The following is a 20451-nucleotide window of genomic DNA, read 5'->3' on the forward strand; positions in this document are numbered from 1 at the left end:
AATGGCATCAATAAAGGAAGCAACAATTTATAGACTTAAAGTCCACTCAGATATGGTAGTGGAAAAAATAATGGGTGGGTTACAACAATATGCGTTTCAGCCTTGTGGTAAAACTCAGGAATTAAGCCATGGCTTTACGCCAGTTGCTGACAATGACTTTGTTTTAATGGGTGATCACTTGGTTTTATTCCGTTACAAAATCGAAGAAAAAATATTGCCTAAAACCGTGATTGAACATCATGCCCAAAAACGTATTGTAGAAGCCGAAGAAAAAAACGGTAAGCCCTTATCTAAGCAAGAAAAAGATCAAATAAAAGAGGCTGTCCGTATTGAATTACTCCCGCGTGCTTTTAGCCTTTATAAAACCATTGATGCTTATATTGATACACAAAACGGTTGGTTAGTGGTGGGTAGCTGTAATAATACAGTGCTTGATTATGTGTTGAGCGCTATTAGGCAAGTAGTGAGTGGTTTTTCTAGTGAGCTAATGGTGACAAGAGATGAACCTAGCGCCAAGATGACGGCTTGGATATTTCAAGAGGCTTTAGATTTTTCTGCATTTTGGTTAGGTGACAGTGCCAAAATAACCAACCATGATGGTGGTGCTATTAACTGTCGTAAAGAAGACTTACAAAACGAAGAAATAATCGAGCTTTGTCAATCACGTCAAGTCAAGCAATTAACGCTTGAAAGCATGCATTACACTTTTGATATCACTGAACACATGCAAATTAAACGACTCAAAATTGATGATGCTTACACCGAATCTCATATAAATTCAGACGAGGAAGAAGACAAACTTCATTACCTCCGGGTTAATGCTTTTGTCACTCAACAAACCATCAGTGAAATTATTAACACCTTAATTAAGGCGTTTGGTGGATTGGTTGAGGAAAAAGCACCTGAAGAGAAAGCGGCATGAAACCCATGGCTACCCGATTACCCGAACGAGAGCTAAAAGCAAACCAAGCATTAAGAAGGAAAAAAACTGAAGCCGAAATTATGTGGGAGAAAATCTCCAGGGAGTACCACGAATTATTAAAGATTAACAACAGCCTAAGAATACGATTACGTTATCAACTCGATAAAACGAAACATAGATTACTAAGAGAACCTGCCGGGTTCTAAACCGAATAAATAGCTGAATTTAAAAACGCTCAATTGTAGAGCCACGGCACCTTATTGCCTGAAAAAAGGAGAAGGACATGACATTAATGCATCAACTGATCACTAATAATATTCAACGCTATTGTGCATGCGGTGAGGAAATTAAAACCAAAAAGTCTACTCACTGTGTGAAATGCTTGAAAAAGCAAAACGAAAAATAGCTTAAAGAGAGGTTAAAAAAGCTAGAACAAGTAAAAGCTGAGGATTGCCTGACTAAGTTATTTGTGCCAGTGCTAGCAAGATTCAGCATGTTAGCCAAGTTCTTTGATGGTAATGCAAAACAGCTAATCGAAAAATATAAGTCAGAAGGTAAGGAACCACCGTGGTATGCCTATCCCGCACTTGAAAAACGATGGGAAGGCTTGCCCATAGCGGAAATACTTGACTGTGAAATTGATTTTATACGACTCAAACCGGGTTCCAAGGTTATTGGTCGAGAAGAACTCATCAAGTTCGTGACTGAGTGGAACCAACAGCAAAAGATAATTTATTACGCAAAAGATAGAACGAAAATCGTCATTATCGATCAGGCCCGCTTTGATCAATGGATAGCAGAAGAATAAATCATTAATTACCCGAGCAACCCAAGGAGTTAAACCATGCATGCAATCCAACAACCACAACCCGTTAATATGATCGATGAATTAGCTAATCAATGGGAGTTTGCTAAACAACAAGAAACAGAAGCGATAAAAAGTCGTCGTGCTATTGAAGATAAACTGATTGAATTAGTTGGCCGTAAACCTGAAGGTACTTGCAGTAAATCCACTCATTACTTCAAGCTAAAAACTAACGCTAAAGTTAATCGCAAAGTGGATGTCAATAAATTAGCTGATGTCGCGCAATCCATAAACCCCACCTTATTTAATAACCTGTTTCGGGTGAAATATGAGGTGAATACTACCGCTTTCAAGGAGTTAATGAAAACCGATAGTAAAACCTACAATGTAGCGGCTCATGCAGTGATTTCCACCCCTGCCAGAACCAGCGTCAGCGTCGAACGCGTGGAGCAATAACCATGGCCATTTCATTAGCCAGCATATCAAAAACCAACGGGATTAAGGCCCCACGGATATTGATTTATGGGACTCATGGTATTGGTAAAACTACCTTTGCTGCTGGTGCGCCTAATCCTATCTTTTTATTTACCGAAGATGGAGCCGGTCAATTAGAGCTAAATTCCTTTCCATTGCTCACAAGCTATTTTGATGTAATACAGGCGTTAGCAGCTTTATACAATGAGGAACATAATTTTCAGACCGTGGTGCTTGATTCACTGGATCATTTAGAACCCTTAATTTGGTCGCATACGGCTCAGCAATGTAATAAAGACAGTATCGAAGACTTTGGCTATGGAAAAGGCTATATGGAAGCCTTACGTTATTGGCGTGAAATATTAGGTTGGCTGGATGCCTTACGTAATCAAAAAGGCATGATTTATATTTTAACCGCTCATACCCATATTAAACGCTTTGATAGCCCTGAAACTGATTCCTATGACCGCTACCAAATTAAGTTAAATGACAAGGCCAGTGGCTTGGTTCAAGAATCGGTGGACTGTGTCTTGTTCTGTAATTACCAAGTCAACATTAATAAAGCGGATGTCGGCTTTGGTAAAGAAAAAGCCCGAGGCATTTCTACTGGGCAACGGCTGATTCATACCGTCGAAAAACCCGCTTATATCGCTAAAAACCGTTTTAATTTACCCGAAAAAATGCCCCTTTCATGGGAGGCATTTACCAATGCACTTAACCCACAACCCTCTGTATAAGGAGAGTAACCATGGCAAGTTTTGGATTTAACACAGGTGAATACGATCCTAATGCCGGATTTGAGGTATTACCTGCAGGTGATTATATCGCAATGCTGGTAGAAGCTGATATTAAAACCAACTCCAAAAATACAGGCCAATTTATTAACTGTAAATGGCTGATTACTGAAGGCGAGTTTGCTAATCGTAATATTTTTGATGCAGTGAATATTACCCATCAAAATACCATGGCAGAAAAGCTAGGCCGTCAACGACTGTCGGCTATTGCCCATGCGATTGGTATTCCTGACGCGCAGGATACAGATCAGTTATTGCAGAAACCCTGTGTGTTAACTTTAGGGATAAAAAAAGATAAGGAGTATGGCGATAAAAATATTATTAAGCATTTTGCCGCTTATCAGTTTGGTATGCAACAACCGGCATCACCGGGCAGTTACCAACAAACGGCTGTGCCTACTATGCCGCCACAAGGGATGCAACAGCAGCCACCTGCACAACCACAAATAAACCAAGCGCCAATACAACAACCAGCGGCTCAGCCTCAACAACAACCCATGAATATTGGTGGTCCAAATGGTCAGCCGGTATTTAATACGCCATCGTCTGAGCAAGCAGCAAAAATAGCCGTTTAATTAAGTTCCACCTGCGGGTGGGAAATTACTTAATCAATAATAAGGAAGCAAAAATGGAATCATTATTAACAGCAAATATTGATACTTATATGGAGACCCAACTACAAGACATTTTGCAACATATGATGACTCAAAAAACAAGAAAAATAGAATTGAAGTTAATGGATGGTGATGGAAACCCTGAGATAGCTGTTGTTCTTATCACAGAAGACATTCAAACCTATCTAGATGCCATTGATAAAACAGAGAAAGAAATTAAACAAGCAGAACAATAGGCACTAAAAAAGCATTGCTTCGTAAACGCGGGCTTGGGTCATAAAGTACAACAACGAAGCAATGCCAAGGTACGCAGGGGTAACTATACACCCATTTACTAAGACTGCTATGGACGAAAAAAGTTTACTGCAACTGCCATAACTAATTTTATTAAAAACGACACTTTCAACACTCGGTTACCGGGAGTGAATACATGCATATTCCTGACGCCAGCAATACAACAGTTAATGCCATTTACAAACATTATGAACAAAATGCCGATAGTGGTTTTCGGGCGCACTTAGGCGCTTCCATCATTGGTAAAGAATGCCAACGGGCGCTGTGGTATGACTTCCATTGGTGTACCCCTAGTAATCATTCAGGCCAAGTACTCCGGTTATTTGAAACTGGTCAATTAGCCGAAGCACGCTTTGCTGAAAATCTTAGAGCTATTGGCGTACAAATTCATACCGTCGACCCAAAGACCGGCCACCAATTTAGAGTGGTTGCTTGCGATGGCCACTTTGGTGGCAGTATGGATGGGATTGGTCAAGGTTTTCCAGAAGCACCAAAGACACCGCATGTCGTAGAGATGAAAACCCATAGCGAGAAGTCTTTTAAGGAGTTAGAAAAGAAAAAAGTAAAAGAATCCAAACCCCAGCATTACACCCAAATGCAAGTGTATATGCATCTTGGCGGGTTTGAGCGAGCCTTTTATATTGCCGTCAATAAAAACACTGACGAGCTTTATGGTGAACGGGTTGAGTATGATAAACCCCATGCCAGAGAAGCTATTGATAAAGCCTGTCATGTAATTTTTTCAACGGCACCACCAAACAAGCTTACCGAAGACCCAAGCTTTTTTAAGTGCAAGTTTTGTGATCACCAAGCCGTTTGCCATCAAGGGAAATTACCGCCTGTTAACTGCCGTACCTGTATGCATTCTACCCCAGTGGAAAATGGTCAATGGCTATGTGAACGTTACCAACTTAACCCCACTGATGACCAACAACGCTGGGGCTGCCAGAGTCATATGTTTAACCCTCACCTGTTGTATCCCTGGGCAGAGGTGTTGGACAGTGGCGATTACTGGTATCAGTTTGTCATCAAAGCCACTGGCGAAATTATTACCACGGGTGAAGCACCTCAACACTACAAGAGTAGTGAATTAAGAGCCGTTTCTGACTTATCACTATTAAAAGATAAAAACGTTGAGGCTATTCGAGAATACTTTGATGCCAAGGTGGTGGCATGAAACTTCGACCTTATCAGCAGGAAGCGATTCAGGCATTAATTGAATACTTTCATCGTGCCACTGGGAACCCATTAATTTGTATCTCCACTGGTGGTGGTAAGTCGGTGGTGATAGCGGCTTGGTGTCAGTTGGTGTTAAACCAATTTCCTAACCAGCGAATTTTAATTCTTAGTCATGTAAAAGAAATCCTGGAGCAGAATTACAGCAAACTAAAAACCCTGGCCCCTGAAGTTGATATGGGAGTCTACTCAGCCAGTTTAAAACGTAAAGATACTGATACCAGTGTGTTATTTGCTGGTATTCAATCGGTGTATTCCAAAGCATTTGATTTAGGACCATTCAATTTAATTATTGTCGATGAATGCCACTTAATTAATGCCGCCAAAGACACCACCATGTACAGCCAGTTTTTTGCCGATGCAACAAAGATGAATCCCAATATTAAAGTCATTGGGTTCTCAGCGACACCGTATCGAATGAAATCTGGCTTGCTGACTCAAGGTGACAATGCCTTATTCGATGAGATTGTCTATGAAACTGATATTCAGCAATTAATTGATGATGGCTATTTATCTCCCTTGGTTACCAAAGGCGGACGACAGAAGATAGACCTTACAGGCGTACGGACCCAGAATGGCGACTATGCCACTAAGGATATGGAAAAGGCGGTTAATAAAGATGACTTAACTGATAAAGCCTTGGCTGAAATTATTGAGTTAGGCGCAGACCGAAAAAGCTGGTTGATCTTTGGGGTATCGGTTAATCACTGCTTGGAAATAGAAGACAAGTTAAAAAAACGAGGAATTACCGTGGGTCTAGTACACGGTAAAACCCCGATTAAGCATCGTTCTAGTTTGATCAGGTGTTTTCAAGAAGGCAGTATACGCTGCTTAATTAGTCAGGGTGTGCTTACCACCGGCTTTGATGCACCCAGAACCGACCTAATTGCGTTATTGCGCTCCACTAAGTCCGCTGGGCTTTATGTCCAGGTACTGGGTCGAGGTCTGAGAATATCCCCCGAAACCGGCAAGGCTAACTGCCTGGTATTGGATTATGGTGGCAATGTTGAACGCCATGGGCCAATTGATCAAATCAAAGTTAGGAATGCAGGCAAGAAAAAAGAGCCGGGCGAAATGCCTGTTAAGGAATGCCCTAAATGTCAGTTATTTATTCCATGTTTTGCATCAGAGTGCCCTGATTGTGGGTATATTTTTCCACCTCAAGCCCCTCACAAAGCGACAGCCAGCAATAAAGCCGTCTTATCTGCCATGCAGCAGGCCGAATGGTATCCAGTGGAAGCCGTGTTTTATCAACTGCATAGCAAGGCGTTTTCAAATAATTCGGTCAAAGTCACTTATCAATGTGGTACAGAGTTTTTTGATGAATGGGTTTGCTTTGAGCATACCGGTTTTCCGAAACATCGGGCATTAACCTGGTGGGTACAACGGGTCGGGTATCAACCACCCTGCCCGAATAATTGTGATAGTGCCTTAGAGTATTTAAATAATAATAAAGTCAAAACCCCTTCGGCTATTCAGGTTAAACCGGAAGGCAAATATAAAAAAATAATTAATTATGAGTTTCTACCCGAGACAATAAAGGAGATGGCTTATGGAAATTAACCAGATGCATTTATCCAGAGAAAATAGAAAGGTTGTTGAGAGAATGAGGAAGTATATTAACTATTACAAGCTAGCCAAGGCAGATGGACGAAAGCCTGAGAGAATACAATTAGACGTTAAACAATATGAAAAGCTGAGGAAAAATTTACTAACCAAGACTAACGGCAAATGTAAACCACCCTACACCCTCAACAATATACCTGTTGTACCGGTTAACCATTAAGGAATCACTATGCTAGCACTCACGCGAAAATACGGACAATCCATAAATATTGGTAACGATATCAGAATTTCACTGGGTGGGTTTAATCGAAAATCGGCTCGGATCGGTGTCGTAATGTATAAACAATTAGCTATCAAAGAGGTACCTTACGAGCTTTATCAAAAATTAGATGATGACATTACGTTTTTTATTCGTCTTATTGGTGGTCAGGTGCGTTTCTATTTTGATGCACCGAGAGAGATTAAAATATTACGAAGTGAGCTGGAAGCAAGGAAGAAAAAAGTTAAGCCTAAAAATTCATTAAATGTTGCTTAAGGAGAATGAAATGCAACTTAAGTGGGTTAAGCTAAATAGATATTTAGAATTATCTGGTGATACACGGGATGCATTCGCCAATAAACAAAAGAAAGGTGTTTTTTTACGTGATCGTGAGTATCGAACCTGTAGTGATGGGCGAGTTTGGGTAAACCTTGAGGCAGTAGAAAAGTGGGCTCAAAAAAGTGAACCTAGGAGGCACTAGTGAGTAGTAAATTGCCTGTGGGTATCAGTATTCGGCAAAATAACCGAACAGAGTCTATTCAAGTTGCCTTTTCTTATCGTGGTGTTCAGTGTCGTGAGACGCTTAGGCTTAAGCCAAATAAGGCCAATATTAAGTATGCTGAATCGCTGAGGTCAGAAATCGTTAGCAAAATAAATAGAGGTTTATTTAAGTACAGTGAATATTTTCCAGAGTCACCTAAATGTAAATTATTTGGTGAACACACTCGTGAAAATATCACTGTAGCTGAATTGCTTAATGAGTATACGGCTGATTTATCCCGTACAGTTGAACCCTCAACTGAGCTTCGTTACCGTCGCTCGATAGAAGGGCAACTACTGCCGGAGTTTGGTGATATATTAGCTACTGAGCTAACGCCTAAGCGTATTCGTCAGTGGATTAAGTCAAAGGACTGTAAACGCAAGACAATTGCTAACCATCTTATTCCTTTGGTTAAAGTGCTTCGGCTGGCTGTTGTAGATGGGATTATCGCTAAGTCACCTATGGATTCTATCTCGCTTGATGATGTGGTTCATAAAGAGGCTAGGAGAAGTGACTATAAAATTGATCCATTTACACCGACTGAAATTGAAATACTGTTAAAGGCCATGGAAGGGCAGGTACACAATGCATATAAATTTGCCTTTTTTACAGGTGTTCGTACTAGCGAGCTAATTGGTTTAACTTGGAATAAGGTGGATTTGCCTAGAGGAAAAGTGCTGATTGATCAAGCTAAAGTAGAAAGGCAGATGAAGGGCACCAAAACAGGTGAAAAAGGGGAGAGGGAGATAGTTTTATTTCCTCCAGCATTGCAAGCTCTTACAGATCAACTGACGTATACAGGGGAGGGTGAATACGTTTTCCATAACCCAAGGACTAATCAATCATGGGATGATGATCAGCAAATAAGAAAGCGGGCGTGGATGCCTGCAATTAAAAGTACAAGGCTACGGTATCGCAATCCCTATCAGACTAGACACACCTTTGCTTGCTTGATGATTGCCAGGAATGAAAATCTATTCTGGATTGCTAGCCAAATGGGGCATCAGGGTATTGAGATGATCAATAGACATTATGGCAAGTTTATTGAGGAAGCTGGAGCGCAAAGTTCTTATGAGCCTAATCATGATTGGAGAGAGTTTTGCTAATTTTTGATTTTAGGCTTTATATTGTGTACGTCTTCCAGGTGTTTCAAAACTTTATTCTCATAGTCTGTATAACCATCTAAGAATTGCTTTTCAACTTGAGAAGCATTTCGTAGGTCAATTTCTTTAAATTTTCCAGTTACTTCATCTTTCCTATTTCCTTTCATAGAAAAAAAAGCAAAATATCTTCTTGGGGATACACCACTAAAAGACCGAAAAATAACTTTATTACTATGGCTCTCAGAAGAGCAAATTATAGAGTCTGCATGAAGTTTGGAGGCTAAGCTTTTTTCATAAGGCTCCAGATAAATTACCTCTTTAATACCTGCACATACAATATGTCTTGCACAAGAATGACAAGGATAAGTTGTGCAGTATAGAGATGAGTTTTGTGCTGTTTTATTTAAGCTTCGAGAAATATGGACTATTGCAGCCATTTCAGCATGTACTGCTCTTGAAAACTCAGTTAAATCTTTCAGTTTTGATTCTTTATATATTTTTTCTGCAATTGAATTCGATCTGTCATCATCTAACTCAAATTCTTTCTTAATTATTTTGCTGATATCTTTTTTTATATTTTGTTTGTGTTGGTCATTGTGACAAATTTTGTTTCGGTAGTTAAAGCATCGATTGTCTTCTTGTTGGTCATGAAAATATGATGAATATAATCCTCCATTGAATTTTGGAACATCGTTAAACCCATGTGATACTATATTACCATCACTATCCATAATTGCTGCTCCAACTTGCCTAGATAAGCATGATGAGTTTAATGATGCGCTGTAGGCTTCATGCATTCCAACTTCATCTAAAGTAGGAGTTATATTATTTTTTCCATGAACTAAGGCTAAAAAACGGTGAATAAGATTTTCTACGACAGTATTATTGTTTGTATTATCAATTATAAAGTCGGACTTATAAATACAGTCAACAATTCGTTGGCTATATGATTCCTTTTGTAGTTTGTCTTTGTTGATTAATTTGTTAATATCATTTGAGTCTTTAATTCCAGAATCTTCTAAAGCTCTTTTTCTATCAGCCTCTGTTCTTATGATACCGATCAAATAAAAATTGTTAGGGTATACAAGTCTTAAGAGATCAATTTCATCAGGATTTTTAATTTGGTTGATAATGTAAGCAACCCTATGTTCATTTGGATTTTTATTGTTATCTTGCCTGATTATTGCAATATTACCGATTGCTAGCTCTGCTAAAAAGTGATTTCCTTTAGTTTTTCGAAGTTGGTCACCAGCATCTTGTAGTTTATCGTAATACTCAAAACCATCTAATTTTTCAAGGTTAGCTTTACTTGGGGCGTACTGGCGAATAAGATCGCTCAGCTTTATCCTTTGGGTTTCATACTCATGATTTTTTTGTAAAGTACGCTCTAAAGTCTCATCAGCCTCTTTAACTCCTGAGCCTATTGCACCACAGAGTGCAATAATAATTTCCTTAGAAAATCGTTCACCTATTTGTTCGTATGGTGTTTTTGACTTTTTCTCTGTTACGATTTCTGAGCTTATTTTAGCTTGTTCCATTTATAAACCATCCATGGCTTATGGCTAAATAAGTTTTTACCAGTCTAACTTGTTTGCTTTATTCAGTAACGTTTGAAAAGACTCAGCATAGTTTGGGTCTTCTAGGAGTGACCCATTTTTAGTTATGGGTTCTGAAGGGATAAAGGTATCAGAATTTTGTTTTTGACTTTCAACTTCCTTTGCGACTTTTTTATTTTTGTATTTAACGAAGTCAATAATCATTTCATAGCCCTCACTTACCGCCTGAAGGAATAGGCATCCTTGCTTTTGTAATCAAAATTTATACCGATGTGTACTGGAAGCATCTAACATCGGTACTTTGTACATATCTTAGCACTGAGTTGCACTACATTGACTGTATATTGTAAAAATAACTGAACTTCATACTATCAACAAGTTTTTGTAAGGTTGGCTTTTATTTGATCTTTTTTTTGTGTGTACATAAACTTAGTCTAGTGTTTGGTCAGTTTGTTAGAGGAGGGAGATGACGAAAAAATTAGAAGAAAGCTATTCTGGCTAAAACCTGTTACTCTTGGCCTTTGACTATGTTCATTTGCGACTCCTGTCTTGATACGAACTAGCGAACATACCGCTAGCTTCTCTTATCCAAAGTCATTCAGCTGCAATACTTTGTTGTTCCATGAACCAGTCTACAATAGATATTCTCTATCAAGCAATTTGTGTGGTTGGTTGCTGGTAGAGTACTTTCTATCAACACACGTTAAAAAGAGAGACATCTATGAAAATGTACGTTGGCAACCTGTCTTATAGTGTAACAGCCGATGATTTGAAAGAAGCTTTTTCAGCTTATGGTACTGTAGCGACTGTGGACCTTATTACTGATCGTGACTCAGGTCAGTCTAAAGGGTTTGGTTTTGTTGAAATGGAGAATAACTCTGAAGCGGATGCAGCCATCAAAGGAATGAACGGAAGTTCTTTGCAAGGTCGTAATATCAAAGTTAATCAAGCGCAGCCTAAAACTAATAGTCGTCCTCAACGTAGAAGGTATTAATACCTTTTAACGTAATCCCCTGGGAGTGAAAAGCTTTAAGCTTTTTGCTTTCGGAGATAGCTCTATTCTTTTCTTGCATATAAATCCAAGCTTTTACTCTAGCTAGTTATTGGTTGAGTGTATTTCTCGTGTGAATTTCGTGTGAATTTGGTCCCCAAGCACACACAAAATCTCACCCGGTAAGACTTTTGGGTGAGATGGTAAGTGCTTGATATTTAAAGACTTTATGAGATTTTGAGAAGTGTAAAAGTGGTGGAGGCGGCGGGAATTGAACCTGATGCAATAAAAATGCAAGTTGTTATTCTATAAAGTTATTTAGAGCATGACTGTAACATTTGGGTGAAATCTGGGGCAGGCAATTTCTCCTTCTTATAGCATTCAGACCTGTACTGACCTATTGAATTCATTAAAGTTTATATCAATCCCTACCCATTATAATAACAACTATAGGGCAAAAAGGTCGGTTAAATTTTGTGTTACGCGTTGATTAAATTTTAAACAGTTGTTAGTATTTCGCTCCATCTTACTTAGCACGATAGTTCTTTCAATCTGGCTAGTTATAACCTGGAGTTCTTTTATGAGTGTTGATCAAACCCCATACGCAGTTCCAAATGCAGATTTAGAAACCAGTTCTACCAAAATTGGTGACTTCTCTCAGTTACCAAGGTTTAGTGCTTGGTGGGTGTTTTTGTTATCCGTTATTACATTTGGTATTTACTATTATATTTGGATGTATAAACGTACAGTAGTTATAAATAGAATTTGCGACAGAAAAATAGCGCCATGGTTGTCAAATACAGTAATTTCCTTATTTATAGTAAATACCTTGCTTAGTTTTTATGTGGGTGCTGTTGGAGAGACAGTTGATCCTGCTGTGGACCTGGTGTCTCTCGTAATGACTGTTGCTGCAACCATATTGGGGTTAGTGTGGATATATGCAATAAGGAATAGATTGCATGAAGTTGGAAATATAGCTAAAGGTAGTAAATACTGGATAGGTGGAATATTAACCTTCTTTTTCACCTCTATTTATCTGCAATATAAAATTAACCAAGTAATCGATGATAGCCAGTAGTCTTAAAGCAAACTTTTCTAAACCCAGCTAATTATGGCTGGGTTTTTATTTATTAATATCTAAAGTGTTAAAATAATTTTGCTGTAACACCTGCGAACCCCTGCTTTGGCCGATACCTTTCTCCACTTTGCTCAATAAATGCGCCATAGTGCCTGTTGAGCATTTCTATACCCCGGTGACCAAGCTGTCCAGCAAGCCAGAATAGGTTTTCATTTTGAGCAATCATAAGACAAGCATAGCTATGCCTGGTTTGGTAAGGGTTTCTATATCGCACACCTGACCTTTTAATAGCTGGCATCCAGCCTGTCATCCTTAACTGCTTATCATTTGCCCATGGCTTATTTTGGGTAGGGTGGTGGAATACAAAGGCATCTTGGTTAAGAGTGTAGTTAGCCTGGTCCTCCAGAGCTTTGACCACAGGTTCTAACATGATCACCTTGCGGATGCCTTTCTTGCCAGTTTTGGTGCCTTTCATAACACCATCAACTTTAGCCTGGTCTACCAGAATATAGCCTTCTCTAAAGTGTACTTTTTCCCAAGTAAGCCCAATCAGTTCGCTCGTACGCATGCCAGTAAAGAAGGCTGTTGTAAAAATATTTCTAACCTGGCCATCCATATGGGATAAGATTTGCTCAATTTCCTGAATATTGAATGGGTCGCATTCATACTCACTCTCTCTGGCCTCCTTGACTATCTCCTGGTCAATATCGATGTCATCTAGGGGACTTCGGAGAATGACTTTATCTGCTACTGCCTGCTTAAGTATTTGCTTAAGGGGGATTAGGTTGTTAACAATTGTTTTGCGTTTACATGACAAGCTTTTGTTATACATCCATTCCCTTATGTGTTTTGGCTTTAGCTCCTGAACTGGCGTATCACGGAAGTAGGGCATAAGTTGACCTGTAATAGCTTTCTTGTAATTTCGAGCTGTACTTCTCTCCTTAAGCTTATCAACTTTTTGCAAGTACTCTTCCAGCAAGTCTCCTACAGTAACACTGTCATGGTATGTTTCACCGAATAGGGTGCATCGCTTTGAGTCAGGAAAGTGGTTGGAGTATTTAAATGTTCGACGCTGAATTTCGTATATTATTGACCCTCGCTTACTGTCAGCATAGGCAATATCTTTCTTGATATCGCTGGCAAAATGTTTCTTATGAGTTGGTGTTTCAATCTTAGGAATTTTTCTACAGGAAATAGTTTCGCGGCATTTGACTCCTTTGTATGAAAAATAAATCCTGCAACTGACGGTAGATTTAAGAACTCGAAGCTCCAGTCCTGATGGAACTTCGATATTTTTGATGATTTCTTCGATGTCATTCATAGTAAATTATCTATATTTGTAAATACTTTTAGCTGCAAAATTATTGACTTCTTTAAGGTTTATCCAAATAACGCCATCAGCAGCTTTGCGATATTCGCAACCTTCTTTCCAAATGCCTTTACTCTTTTTGTGATAGAAGGCATTAGCAGTATCACCAGATAAGTCATAATATTTGTTTAGCTTAACCCACTGTAACATATCTTGATCTAGCCCCTGTATTTTGTGGTCAGTAAACTCATAAAGGTAGGCAAGGTTTACCCAAAAATTACCATCTGCAGCTTTCCGATATTCCCGTTCTGCTAACCATTCTCCTTTGCTTCTACGTTGATTAAACTCATTAACGCTTATGTTGAATAATTGCCGATATTTGGTAGCTCTTATCCACTTAAGCACGGTACCCTCCTTAACTCATTACCCCGATGAACGACTGTCTTGAAATATTACTATTCCTCCTACAAAAGCCAGTTTCTGTCTCATCACGGACTATCTTTATATGCTCTGGTGCACTCACGCTTATTTTTGCTTGGCGAAAAAGTTTCGATATTCCCTCCTTGTTAGGAGGGTAAGGGTAAACAGTGATTTCATGATCAAGTTTAAGGGGGTGTCCAAACTCAACCTCTTTGATACTAATATGCCCACGGTGAATAGTGGTGAGCGTAACACCACCTACTGTCCTCGCTCTCAATATAAGTCGATAGTCACCGATCTTTATCGACTCACCGACTCGTCGTGTTACAGTCAACATAGTTAAACAGCTCCTAAGTAGTGCGTGTACATTACTCCGCGAAAATTTTTAGGGGGTGGCATTCCTGCTTTTTTGCAATCACTTTTAATTCTTCTTATTTGATCGTACGTAAGCCAAATAAAGTGAGGCTTACGACCTTTATTCGCCTCAAAAACTTCAATATATTGGTAAATTTTATTAACTAGCTTTCGATTTTCATCACTCAATTTTTCAACATCAAATTTATTTGAAGTAGCCATTTTAATGATTGCTTGGTTAGCAATGCCTGCCGATTGATCAAGAATAAACTCAGTGACTCTTTTTTCCTTCTTATCAGCACCAATACGACGATAGTTAAATACCCTGGTTCGCGGTTTCCATGGTTGTAGGTCTAGTTCGTTATTGATCATGGTTGTTATTGGCTTCTTCCTTGGTTTAAGGGTATAAGCCGCACACCATTAATAGTATACGGCGGCTTGCAATTATATTTAATTAAGTTTGTTTTAAAGGCTTCTAACTGTTCTTTAGTAATATGCAGCTGCGTCGGTTTTTTATTTTTGGCTAGAGTGTAATACTCAATATATTGCTTTGCTTTTTCGTATAATTTCAGATTCTTTTTGGTTAGCTCCATTTGGTTGATTTCCATGTCAATTTCTCCATGATAGATAGTATTAGCTACTTAATGAGGTCAATTGGCATAAATATTTCGTCAATTCTTGGTTTTTCTAAAAAGCTTTCTTTGATAGTAAATCGGTAGCCTTCCCCTAATGTTCTAAACAAACCATAAGACTTCCAATCACATACTTCCCCTTCTTTTGACTTCACACCAGAATTACACTCATAAGGATTAGTTGAAATACCATTGCATGCGGGACACTTGAAAGCGACTGTTTTTATTGCAGCTTTCAAGTCCTCTAGTGTTTCATATACATCAACACCCTCTAGACTGGGAAAGTTTGCCTCTTGATAATAGTTAATGGCTGAATAATTTCTGGTCTTTTCGGTAGCAGAGATAATTTCGTACTTGGAGTAGCCAAGTTTTTCTGAGTACTCGGTAAGCATTTTATTCAAAAAGGACTCAAGTTTAACTGCTCTGTCTTCTCCGACTTCTCCTTCCCAGCTACCTCTAGCCTTCTCTTTAAGTTGATTGATGATGGTTTGGGTATTCATTAATTATCTCCTTTCTCCAGGCAATAAGATGCCGTGACTCAAAATTGAGCATTAGAAAATATTTATTAATTAGCTTAAAAAGTTGCTGGTTCTACAAATAACTTATGTAGAGTTTTATCAAGTAAGTATCTCATACGACAACGTAAACTATTATGGACTGCTAATTTAGTTTGATACTCCTCTGTTATTTTATCCCACATCAAATCGGCTTCTGTTTTTCTTCTCCTTAGTTGCTGATTATTAATTATTTCGTTCTGAGGTAATCGGGTAGCCATAGTCATGCCGCCACCGTATCTAACGTAATAGCTCTTGAACTACTACCCAGCGCTTGCATAAATAACTGTATCAAAATCTTATTGGCATCTTTATCATGATTGTTAACTACTAAACAGCCTCGTTCAGTATCAATGTACGCTTCAACCACTGTAGTTATCGTTGGTGTCCGAGGAAGTAGCCCGGTTCTAATTTCCTGCTTCAAGTCTTCAACTTGCTGCTTTGACAGCCGTTCGCCAGTCAGGTCTTTATGATCTTCAACTGCTTCAACCACATGCTTCCTTAAAACAGCAGGTGATAATATTTTTTTCTCTAATTTAACTCTGAACAATGCTTGCTTCTTACGAGTAATTAAATAATCGCCTTTTTTAACTGGTACAAATCCGTAGCTTAATTCTTCATATTTACCACAGGGTTTAAACGCAGCTTCTCCAAACCCACCTAATAACATTTCTACGACATAATCAGCATTGGTTTTTAACTGATATACAGTTGCGTCTTCATACATAGCTCGTCTCCTTTTATATTATTATCTAACGGCAAATACTCTGGCCGTCTTCCAGTCCGTTGTACTATGCGGACTTGCCGGGGTTTATCAGGGTTATCATTCACTAGCAAAGGCACGCTATTCACAACAAATACAGCCAATAACATCATCACCATCGGTGAAACATTAAGTGTGACGATTTTTAGCCGTATTAACTCGGCTACCAGGTGCGCTCGATTAGCAGTTTTAAGCTTGTAATGTACGTTTTTTATTCTGCTGCTCACTGACTGAGGTTCAATATCATGATCACGAGCAATTGTCTTATCAGTCTTACCGGATAGAAGCCCTAAGCAGTACAATGTTTCGCGTGGAGCTAGATACGGATTTTCTAAGTGAGCATTCCAAGTTCCGTCTGTGATAGTGTTGCCGTCCATAGCAATGTCCTCAAGAAGCTAACTATCAAGATATATATAAATATGGAAAATTGCAAGATTATAATATGGAAATATGAAAGGTTTTAGTGTGGGGAGCTATAAGTTGCTGTTACAATAGGATTTGAGGTGATGTTAGAATATTTTTCCTAATACCTTGGGCAAGCGAGTAATGATTAACTTATTTGAAAAGATCAAAGAGGCTAGAGTTAGGGCTGAGCTAACTCAAGAAGAGCTGGCTGAAATGTGTGGTGTTAATAGGGCTACTGTATGCCAGTGGGAATCGAAAGATCCAACCAAGAGGTTAAAGCCAAGAAAAGCAAACTTACACAAAATCAGTCAAGCAACAGGCGTTTCTTTAAATTGGTTAAAGTCAAGATCTGAACAAGTACATGATAATCGCTACTTGGATATAGAGAGTGAGTTAGAAAAGGAAGTATTAAGCTTGCGTCAAGAGCAGAAAGAAAAGGCTAAAAAGGCAGTGCAAGATCTATATGCAATGGTTGTGAATGATGAACTCAATTCTGATGAAATAAGTGCAATTGTCGTTTTAGCAAGAGTCCTGGGTAACAAGTAGGTGTAGTGGCTCAGACCTGATCGTACAGTTACCCACTTTTCTACAGGCATCTGTCAGTTTAGATTTGAGCCAAATTCTTTTCCGCCCAAACCGACTTACCATCCAGTAATGTTTGCATTGGAGTTCGTCCACAGCATTTTTTACCTTGATGGGTTCGTTTAATATTATAGTAATTTGTCCAATCGTCTAAATCTTTTTGCAGTTCATCAAGAGTCGTGTAGAGCTTTTTCCTAAAAACAACTTGATAAAACTCAGTTAAAATCGTTTTATGGAATCGCTCACAAATACCATTGGTTTGTGGTGACCTCGCTTTTGTCTTAGTGTGATCAATATCGCTTACTGCCAGATAGAGCTGATAATCATGGTCTTCAACACGCCCACAGTACTCTGTCCCCCTATCGGTTAATATTCGTAACATCGGTAATTGCTGCTCCTCAAAGAAGGGTAATACTCTGTCATTTAACATATCAGCAGCAGTGATCGCTGTCTTAGTGGTATAGAGCTTAGCAAAAGCCACTTTACTGTAAGTATCAATAAACGTTTGCTGATAAATACGTCCTACGCCTTTTAAATTGCCGACATAATACGTATCTTGAGAGCCAAGGTAACCAGGATGCATGGTTTCTATTTCACCACAGGCTTCGTCATCCTGTTTTTTTCTTTCAAGAGCAATGACTTGCGACTCCGAAAGAATGATACCTTCACGCGCCACCTTCTCTTCCAAGGCTTTTAATCGCTTTTTAAAATTTTCTAGATTATGCCTTAGCCAAATAGATCGAACACCACTTCCTGAAACGAATACACCTTGTTTTCTAAGCTCATTACTTGTTCTTGCTTGCCCATGAGCAGGGTACTCAACAGCATGTGCAACAACTGCATTCTCAGTGGAATCATCAACACGGTTCTTGAGGTTCGGTGTTCTTCTGCTTTGGTTAGCAAGCGCTTCTACCCCTCCTTCCTCAGCAAGCTCTTGATAACGATAAAACGTATCACGCGATACACCCATAATTTTACAGGCTCTAGAAACGTTACCAAGCTCTTCTGCAAGATTTAATAAACCAACTTTGTGTTTAATGATGGGGTTGCTAGTATGGATCATTGAGAGTTACCTTTGTGCTTTGATTTAAAGATGATGATGCCTTTAAGAAAAGCGGGTAACTCTCTCTTATGCAAGAAGTAAATGTCAGATTAGGTCGAGACTAATTCAAAGTAGGTTACTGCTTGTGCACTCTACCCTTAATTGCACTAACTAATGCAATAATGACTTCAGCATCATCGTAACTGATAGTATCTTCAATCACCATAGTGTGGAGTTCAAGTAAGGCTCTTTCTAGGTCCTTTCTATTGCTTTGTCTTTGAGTTTTAAGTCGATGTTCTAAATTTTTACTTTGCAGGTCAGGGTTTTGAAGAATAAACTCTGGGTCAATTTCTGAGTTGTCTGAAACTAGCCACTTATAGGGTGCACCAGTGACTTCAGCTATTCTTCTTAACATTTTTTCTCTAGGTTTTGAACGCTTACTTGGGTCTGGTGTTTCCCATACGCCTATAGTAGGTCGAGCAACGCCTAGCTTTTCTGCCATCTCTTCTTGAGTCAAGCTGGCACTGGCTCTTGCCGCTCGTATTCTTTCCCAGAGTTCACTCATATCTTACATTAAAGTCTTGCTTTGTAATTATTAGGCTGCTAACCTGACTAACGTATTTTAAATATATGACATTATGTCATGAATGCATAAAAATACGACAATAAAAGACCGGAACTCCAAAGGAGTCCCGGCCAACTAATAAACCCGAATCAACAAAGCACTAGGGGGGTGATGCCTTATGACATGCAGCCTGGAATGAGGGCAAAAGGAGTAAAAGCACTCAATCCTAACGCCTTGTTGTATGGGGAAAATATACCTAAACCATGCAGTTTTGTCATTAGACTTTGTGTTGCTGTACGAGTGTACAGTATCTAATACAAAAGGAGAGCTGATATGGAAGTAGTGAAAATGAATCCACAGTGTATCTATCCAAAATCTCAATCTGGGTAATTTAGCCGTAATTAATTAACTGGGCTTAGGCTCAATAAAATTTATTAAATCCTAATTTAGTAGCTAGCAATTAATTGGTTTTTGCTGGCAGGGTATTTTTACGTGCTGAATTTTCTAGCAGTAGTTTAGCAAAGGTTTATTTCGGGCATAAAAAAACTGCTTTACCGGTCAAAGCGAAGCAGTTTTTTTAACAACCAAAGGATGTAGATATTATGCATGTAAATGCCGAAGAAAGCAAAATTATTACCTTTCCAGGCACAAAAGACACTGAAAAATTAGAGTCTCAACAGTCAGAGCCACCAAAAAAAGTAAAAGGATTTATTTCAATAGACAACTCGTTGTACGAGCAGCTTTATACAGCGGACATTACACGACGCCAGAATAGAGTTTTGCTTGTGATTATTCGTAAAACGATAGGCTTTCACAAAGAGCTAGACTGGGTTGCTGCTGAGCAAATTAAAGAAGCCATACATTACAAAGGCAGTATTACTCATATTCACAGCGATATCCGTGAGCTAAAAGAGCGCAAAATAATTGTCCAACAAGGCAAACAAATTGGCCCTAATTTATCTCTTCATGAATGGGTATCAAGAAAACCAAAAGTGACCGAAAACGGTTCCAAAACAAACCGAAAACGGTCACTACCAGAAGAGGAAAACAAACCAAAAACGGTCACAAAAGAAACCGAAAACGGTTTGTCTAGTGACCGAAAACGGTTTCAAAACAAACCGAAAACGGTCACCACAAAAGACACTAATACAAAAAACAATATAACTACTACGAGTAGTAGCTCGGGGTCGTGCAAAATGAATTCATCATCCGATCATCCAGTGTTTAATCAAAAACCACCGGCAACAAGAAAAAATTCTGGCACTCCAATGACACCCGATTGGGAACCGGACTGGAAAATAATAACCGGCATGCTCATTCGAGCAGGGATTCCACCAGAGTTTGCAAAGCAAAGCCTTGATGAATTCAGGCTGTACTGGATTGACTCTGGTGAACATCATCCATCCTGGCAAGCCAAGTTTTTTCAGAGTGTTAAATCACAGTGGCCCATTTATCAAACCAAACAGCGTAGGCGACAAGAGTTAAATCAGGCTTTGGATCAAAAAACCGAGCAGCAAGTAAAACAAATCCAGAAGCAGTGCGAAAACATGCAGCCAAGCGAAGGCTGGTCAGGTGATTTAGGGGATTTTTAG

At 39.0% G+C, this 20451-nt stretch carries 31 protein-coding genes; 18 read left to right on the top strand and 13 right to left on the bottom strand.

The window, feature by feature from the left end:
* The first annotated feature begins 1 nt into the window (after position 1).
* The 14 genes from OQE68_RS16825 (at position 2) to OQE68_RS16890 (ending at position 8611) form a co-directional block, all read left to right on the top strand.
* Entirely contained in the window at positions 2-922 is a 921-nt protein-coding gene (locus tag OQE68_RS16825) for a recombination-associated protein RdgC (protein WP_266195726.1), read from the top strand.
* Complete coding sequence (locus OQE68_RS16830; protein WP_266195727.1) at positions 919-1128, top strand: hypothetical protein; 210 nt, start codon at positions 919-921, stop codon at positions 1126-1128. The genes OQE68_RS16825 and OQE68_RS16830 overlap by 4 nt, the downstream gene beginning before the upstream one ends.
* Before the next feature lie 77 nt (positions 1129-1205).
* Positions 1206-1328, top strand: a complete 123-nt coding sequence (locus OQE68_RS16835) for a hypothetical protein (protein ID WP_255491111.1) — start codon at positions 1206-1208, stop codon at positions 1326-1328.
* Positions 1329-1415: 87 nt separating this feature from the next.
* Entirely contained in the window at positions 1416-1730 is a 315-nt protein-coding gene (locus tag OQE68_RS16840) for a hypothetical protein (RefSeq protein ID WP_266195728.1), read from the top strand.
* A gap of 36 nt (positions 1731-1766) precedes the next feature.
* Positions 1767-2183, top strand: a complete 417-nt coding sequence (locus tag OQE68_RS16845; RefSeq protein ID WP_180572310.1) for a DUF7173 family protein — start codon at positions 1767-1769, stop codon at positions 2181-2183.
* A 2-nt stretch (positions 2184-2185) separates the two neighbouring features.
* Positions 2186-2938: an ATP-binding protein gene (locus tag OQE68_RS16850; protein ID WP_266195729.1), complete on the top strand. Its 753-nt coding sequence runs from the start codon at positions 2186-2188 to the stop codon at positions 2936-2938.
* Positions 2939-2949: 11 nt separating this feature from the next.
* The gene (locus tag OQE68_RS16855) at positions 2950-3570 is read left to right on the top strand and encodes a DUF669 domain-containing protein (RefSeq protein ID WP_180571959.1); all 621 of its coding nucleotides are present in this window, start codon (positions 2950-2952) and stop codon (positions 3568-3570) included.
* A 53-nt stretch (positions 3571-3623) separates the two neighbouring features.
* Positions 3624-3845, top strand: coding sequence for a hypothetical protein (locus OQE68_RS16860; RefSeq protein ID WP_180571960.1), 222 nt, complete (start codon positions 3624-3626; stop codon positions 3843-3845).
* 194 nt (positions 3846-4039) lie between these two features.
* The gene (locus OQE68_RS16865; protein WP_266195730.1) at positions 4040-5080 is read left to right on the top strand and encodes a hypothetical protein; all 1041 of its coding nucleotides are present in this window, start codon (positions 4040-4042) and stop codon (positions 5078-5080) included.
* Positions 5077-6702 carry a DEAD/DEAH box helicase gene (locus OQE68_RS16870; protein ID WP_266195731.1) on the top strand — a complete coding sequence of 542 codons (1626 nt, stop codon included), beginning with the start codon at positions 5077-5079 and terminating at the stop codon, positions 6700-6702. Before OQE68_RS16865 ends, OQE68_RS16870 begins: the two co-directional genes overlap by 4 nt.
* The gene (locus OQE68_RS16875) at positions 6692-6925 is read left to right on the top strand and encodes a hypothetical protein (RefSeq protein WP_180572262.1); all 234 of its coding nucleotides are present in this window, start codon (positions 6692-6694) and stop codon (positions 6923-6925) included. The genes OQE68_RS16870 and OQE68_RS16875 overlap by 11 nt, the downstream gene beginning before the upstream one ends.
* A gap of 9 nt (positions 6926-6934) precedes the next feature.
* Positions 6935-7240: a carbon storage regulator gene (locus OQE68_RS16880; RefSeq protein ID WP_266195732.1), complete on the top strand. Its 306-nt coding sequence runs from the start codon at positions 6935-6937 to the stop codon at positions 7238-7240.
* 10 nt (positions 7241-7250) lie between these two features.
* On the top strand, positions 7251-7445 hold the full coding sequence (gene xisR, locus OQE68_RS16885; protein WP_163832212.1) for an excisionase family protein: 195 nt from the start codon (positions 7251-7253) through the stop codon (positions 7443-7445).
* Positions 7445-8611 (top strand): Arm DNA-binding domain-containing protein, encoded by a 1167-nt coding sequence (locus OQE68_RS16890; RefSeq protein ID WP_180571441.1) that lies wholly within the window; start codon positions 7445-7447, stop codon positions 8609-8611. Before xisR (OQE68_RS16885) ends, OQE68_RS16890 begins: the two co-directional genes overlap by 1 nt.
* Here the strand turns inward: OQE68_RS16890 and OQE68_RS16895 are convergent.
* Positions 8608-10146 (bottom strand): anti-phage dCTP deaminase, encoded by a 1539-nt coding sequence (locus OQE68_RS16895; protein WP_180571440.1) that lies wholly within the window; start codon positions 10144-10146, stop codon positions 8608-8610. The two genes, OQE68_RS16890 and OQE68_RS16895, sit on opposite strands and share 4 nt — an antisense overlap.
* A gap of 36 nt (positions 10147-10182) precedes the next feature.
* Positions 10183-10368, bottom strand: coding sequence for a hypothetical protein (locus OQE68_RS16900; protein ID WP_180571439.1), 186 nt, complete (start codon positions 10366-10368; stop codon positions 10183-10185).
* A gap of 517 nt (positions 10369-10885) precedes the next feature.
* On the opposite strand from OQE68_RS16900, the gene rbp reads away from it, so the two are divergent.
* Both rbp and OQE68_RS16910 read left to right on the top strand, forming a co-directional pair.
* On the top strand, positions 10886-11158 hold the full coding sequence (gene rbp / locus OQE68_RS16905) for an RNA-binding regulator (protein WP_180570253.1): 273 nt from the start codon (positions 10886-10888) through the stop codon (positions 11156-11158).
* Between the two features lie 577 nt (positions 11159-11735).
* Positions 11736-12233 carry a DUF4234 domain-containing protein gene (locus OQE68_RS16910; protein WP_180571438.1) on the top strand — a complete coding sequence of 166 codons (498 nt, stop codon included), beginning with the start codon at positions 11736-11738 and terminating at the stop codon, positions 12231-12233.
* Between the two features lie 67 nt (positions 12234-12300).
* Here OQE68_RS16910 and OQE68_RS16915 read toward each other — a convergent pair whose 3' ends face one another.
* The 9 genes from OQE68_RS16915 to OQE68_RS16955 form a co-directional block, all read right to left on the bottom strand.
* A complete protein-coding gene (locus OQE68_RS16915; RefSeq protein ID WP_180571437.1) occupies positions 12301-13554 on the bottom strand; it encodes a tyrosine-type recombinase/integrase in 1254 nt (417 codons plus the stop codon).
* A gap of 6 nt (positions 13555-13560) precedes the next feature.
* Positions 13561-13947: an excisionase family protein gene (xisR, locus tag OQE68_RS16920; RefSeq protein WP_219340233.1), complete on the bottom strand. Its 387-nt coding sequence runs from the start codon at positions 13945-13947 to the stop codon at positions 13561-13563.
* Between the two features lie 10 nt (positions 13948-13957).
* Complete coding sequence (locus OQE68_RS16925) at positions 13958-14299, bottom strand: hypothetical protein (RefSeq protein ID WP_180571436.1); 342 nt, start codon at positions 14297-14299, stop codon at positions 13958-13960.
* A gap of 2 nt (positions 14300-14301) precedes the next feature.
* Complete coding sequence (locus tag OQE68_RS16930; protein WP_180571435.1) at positions 14302-14688, bottom strand: hypothetical protein; 387 nt, start codon at positions 14686-14688, stop codon at positions 14302-14304.
* 5 nt (positions 14689-14693) lie between these two features.
* Positions 14694-14924, bottom strand: coding sequence for a hypothetical protein (locus tag OQE68_RS16935; RefSeq protein WP_180571434.1), 231 nt, complete (start codon positions 14922-14924; stop codon positions 14694-14696).
* Positions 14925-14953: 29 nt separating this feature from the next.
* Positions 14954-15448 (bottom strand): hypothetical protein, encoded by a 495-nt coding sequence (locus OQE68_RS16940; protein ID WP_180571433.1) that lies wholly within the window; start codon positions 15446-15448, stop codon positions 14954-14956.
* A gap of 74 nt (positions 15449-15522) precedes the next feature.
* Complete coding sequence (locus tag OQE68_RS16945; protein ID WP_266195733.1) at positions 15523-15723, bottom strand: hypothetical protein; 201 nt, start codon at positions 15721-15723, stop codon at positions 15523-15525.
* Positions 15724-15725: 2 nt separating this feature from the next.
* Positions 15726-16229 carry a recombination-associated protein RdgC gene (rdgC, locus tag OQE68_RS16950; protein ID WP_180571431.1) on the bottom strand — a complete coding sequence of 168 codons (504 nt, stop codon included), beginning with the start codon at positions 16227-16229 and terminating at the stop codon, positions 15726-15728.
* The gene (locus OQE68_RS16955) at positions 16199-16642 is read right to left on the bottom strand and encodes a helix-turn-helix transcriptional regulator (RefSeq protein WP_266195734.1); all 444 of its coding nucleotides are present in this window, start codon (positions 16640-16642) and stop codon (positions 16199-16201) included. Before OQE68_RS16955 ends, rdgC begins: the two co-directional genes overlap by 31 nt.
* A 169-nt stretch (positions 16643-16811) precedes the next feature.
* Here OQE68_RS16955 and OQE68_RS16960 point away from each other — a divergent pair, with 169 nt between their 5' ends.
* Complete coding sequence (locus OQE68_RS16960; protein ID WP_180571890.1) at positions 16812-17216, top strand: helix-turn-helix domain-containing protein; 405 nt, start codon at positions 16812-16814, stop codon at positions 17214-17216.
* Positions 17217-17274: 58 nt separating this feature from the next.
* On the opposite strand, the gene OQE68_RS16965 is transcribed toward OQE68_RS16960, so the two are convergent.
* The gene (locus OQE68_RS16965; RefSeq protein WP_180572032.1) at positions 17275-18315 is read right to left on the bottom strand and encodes an IS481 family transposase; all 1041 of its coding nucleotides are present in this window, start codon (positions 18313-18315) and stop codon (positions 17275-17277) included.
* A 115-nt stretch (positions 18316-18430) separates the two neighbouring features.
* A complete protein-coding gene (locus OQE68_RS16970; protein WP_180572112.1) occupies positions 18431-18859 on the bottom strand; it encodes a helix-turn-helix domain-containing protein in 429 nt (142 codons plus the stop codon).
* 602 nt (positions 18860-19461) lie between these two features.
* On the opposite strand from OQE68_RS16970, the gene OQE68_RS16975 reads away from it, so the two are divergent.
* Positions 19462-20451, top strand: a complete 990-nt coding sequence (locus tag OQE68_RS16975) for a replication protein (RefSeq protein ID WP_266195735.1) — start codon at positions 19462-19464, stop codon at positions 20449-20451.

Source organism: Spartinivicinus marinus, assembly GCF_026309355.1.
Taxonomy (GTDB): domain Bacteria; phylum Pseudomonadota; class Gammaproteobacteria; order Pseudomonadales; family Zooshikellaceae; genus Spartinivicinus; species Spartinivicinus marinus.

Coding starts and splice junctions, on each gene's coding strand:
- OQE68_RS16825 (WP_266195726.1), top strand. CDS start 2: ATGGCATCAATAAAGGAAGCAACAATTTATAGACTTAAAGTCCACTCA.
- OQE68_RS16830 (WP_266195727.1), top strand. CDS start 919: ATGAAACCCATGGCTACCCGATTACCCGAACGAGAGCTAAAAGCAAAC.
- OQE68_RS16835 (WP_255491111.1), top strand. CDS start 1,206: ATGACATTAATGCATCAACTGATCACTAATAATATTCAACGCTATTGT.
- OQE68_RS16840 (WP_266195728.1), top strand. CDS start 1,416: ATGTTAGCCAAGTTCTTTGATGGTAATGCAAAACAGCTAATCGAAAAA.
- OQE68_RS16845 (WP_180572310.1), top strand. CDS start 1,767: ATGCATGCAATCCAACAACCACAACCCGTTAATATGATCGATGAATTA.
- OQE68_RS16850 (WP_266195729.1), top strand. CDS start 2,186: ATGGCCATTTCATTAGCCAGCATATCAAAAACCAACGGGATTAAGGCC.
- OQE68_RS16855 (WP_180571959.1), top strand. CDS start 2,950: ATGGCAAGTTTTGGATTTAACACAGGTGAATACGATCCTAATGCCGGA.
- OQE68_RS16860 (WP_180571960.1), top strand. CDS start 3,624: ATGGAATCATTATTAACAGCAAATATTGATACTTATATGGAGACCCAA.
- OQE68_RS16865 (WP_266195730.1), top strand. CDS start 4,040: ATGCATATTCCTGACGCCAGCAATACAACAGTTAATGCCATTTACAAA.
- OQE68_RS16870 (WP_266195731.1), top strand. CDS start 5,077: ATGAAACTTCGACCTTATCAGCAGGAAGCGATTCAGGCATTAATTGAA.
- OQE68_RS16875 (WP_180572262.1), top strand. CDS start 6,692: ATGGAAATTAACCAGATGCATTTATCCAGAGAAAATAGAAAGGTTGTT.
- OQE68_RS16880 (WP_266195732.1), top strand. CDS start 6,935: ATGCTAGCACTCACGCGAAAATACGGACAATCCATAAATATTGGTAAC.
- xisR (WP_163832212.1), top strand. CDS start 7,251: ATGCAACTTAAGTGGGTTAAGCTAAATAGATATTTAGAATTATCTGGT.
- OQE68_RS16895 (WP_180571440.1), bottom strand. CDS start 10,146: ATGGAACAAGCTAAAATAAGCTCAGAAATCGTAACAGAGAAAAAGTCA.
- OQE68_RS16900 (WP_180571439.1), bottom strand. CDS start 10,368: ATGATTATTGACTTCGTTAAATACAAAAATAAAAAAGTCGCAAAGGAA.
- rbp (WP_180570253.1), top strand. CDS start 10,886: ATGAAAATGTACGTTGGCAACCTGTCTTATAGTGTAACAGCCGATGAT.
- OQE68_RS16910 (WP_180571438.1), top strand. CDS start 11,736: ATGAGTGTTGATCAAACCCCATACGCAGTTCCAAATGCAGATTTAGAA.
- OQE68_RS16915 (WP_180571437.1), bottom strand. CDS start 13,554: ATGAATGACATCGAAGAAATCATCAAAAATATCGAAGTTCCATCAGGA.
- OQE68_RS16925 (WP_180571436.1), bottom strand. CDS start 14,299: ATGTTGACTGTAACACGACGAGTCGGTGAGTCGATAAAGATCGGTGAC.
- OQE68_RS16930 (WP_180571435.1), bottom strand. CDS start 14,688: ATGATCAATAACGAACTAGACCTACAACCATGGAAACCGCGAACCAGG.
- OQE68_RS16935 (WP_180571434.1), bottom strand. CDS start 14,924: ATGGAAATCAACCAAATGGAGCTAACCAAAAAGAATCTGAAATTATAC.
- OQE68_RS16940 (WP_180571433.1), bottom strand. CDS start 15,448: ATGAATACCCAAACCATCATCAATCAACTTAAAGAGAAGGCTAGAGGT.
- OQE68_RS16945 (WP_266195733.1), bottom strand. CDS start 15,723: ATGGCTACCCGATTACCTCAGAACGAAATAATTAATAATCAGCAACTA.
- rdgC (WP_180571431.1), bottom strand. CDS start 16,229: ATGTATGAAGACGCAACTGTATATCAGTTAAAAACCAATGCTGATTAT.
- OQE68_RS16955 (WP_266195734.1), bottom strand. CDS start 16,642: ATGGACGGCAACACTATCACAGACGGAACTTGGAATGCTCACTTAGAA.
- OQE68_RS16960 (WP_180571890.1), top strand. CDS start 16,812: ATGATTAACTTATTTGAAAAGATCAAAGAGGCTAGAGTTAGGGCTGAG.
- OQE68_RS16965 (WP_180572032.1), bottom strand. CDS start 18,315: ATGATCCATACTAGCAACCCCATCATTAAACACAAAGTTGGTTTATTA.
- OQE68_RS16970 (WP_180572112.1), bottom strand. CDS start 18,859: ATGAGTGAACTCTGGGAAAGAATACGAGCGGCAAGAGCCAGTGCCAGC.
- OQE68_RS16975 (WP_266195735.1), top strand. CDS start 19,462: ATGCATGTAAATGCCGAAGAAAGCAAAATTATTACCTTTCCAGGCACA.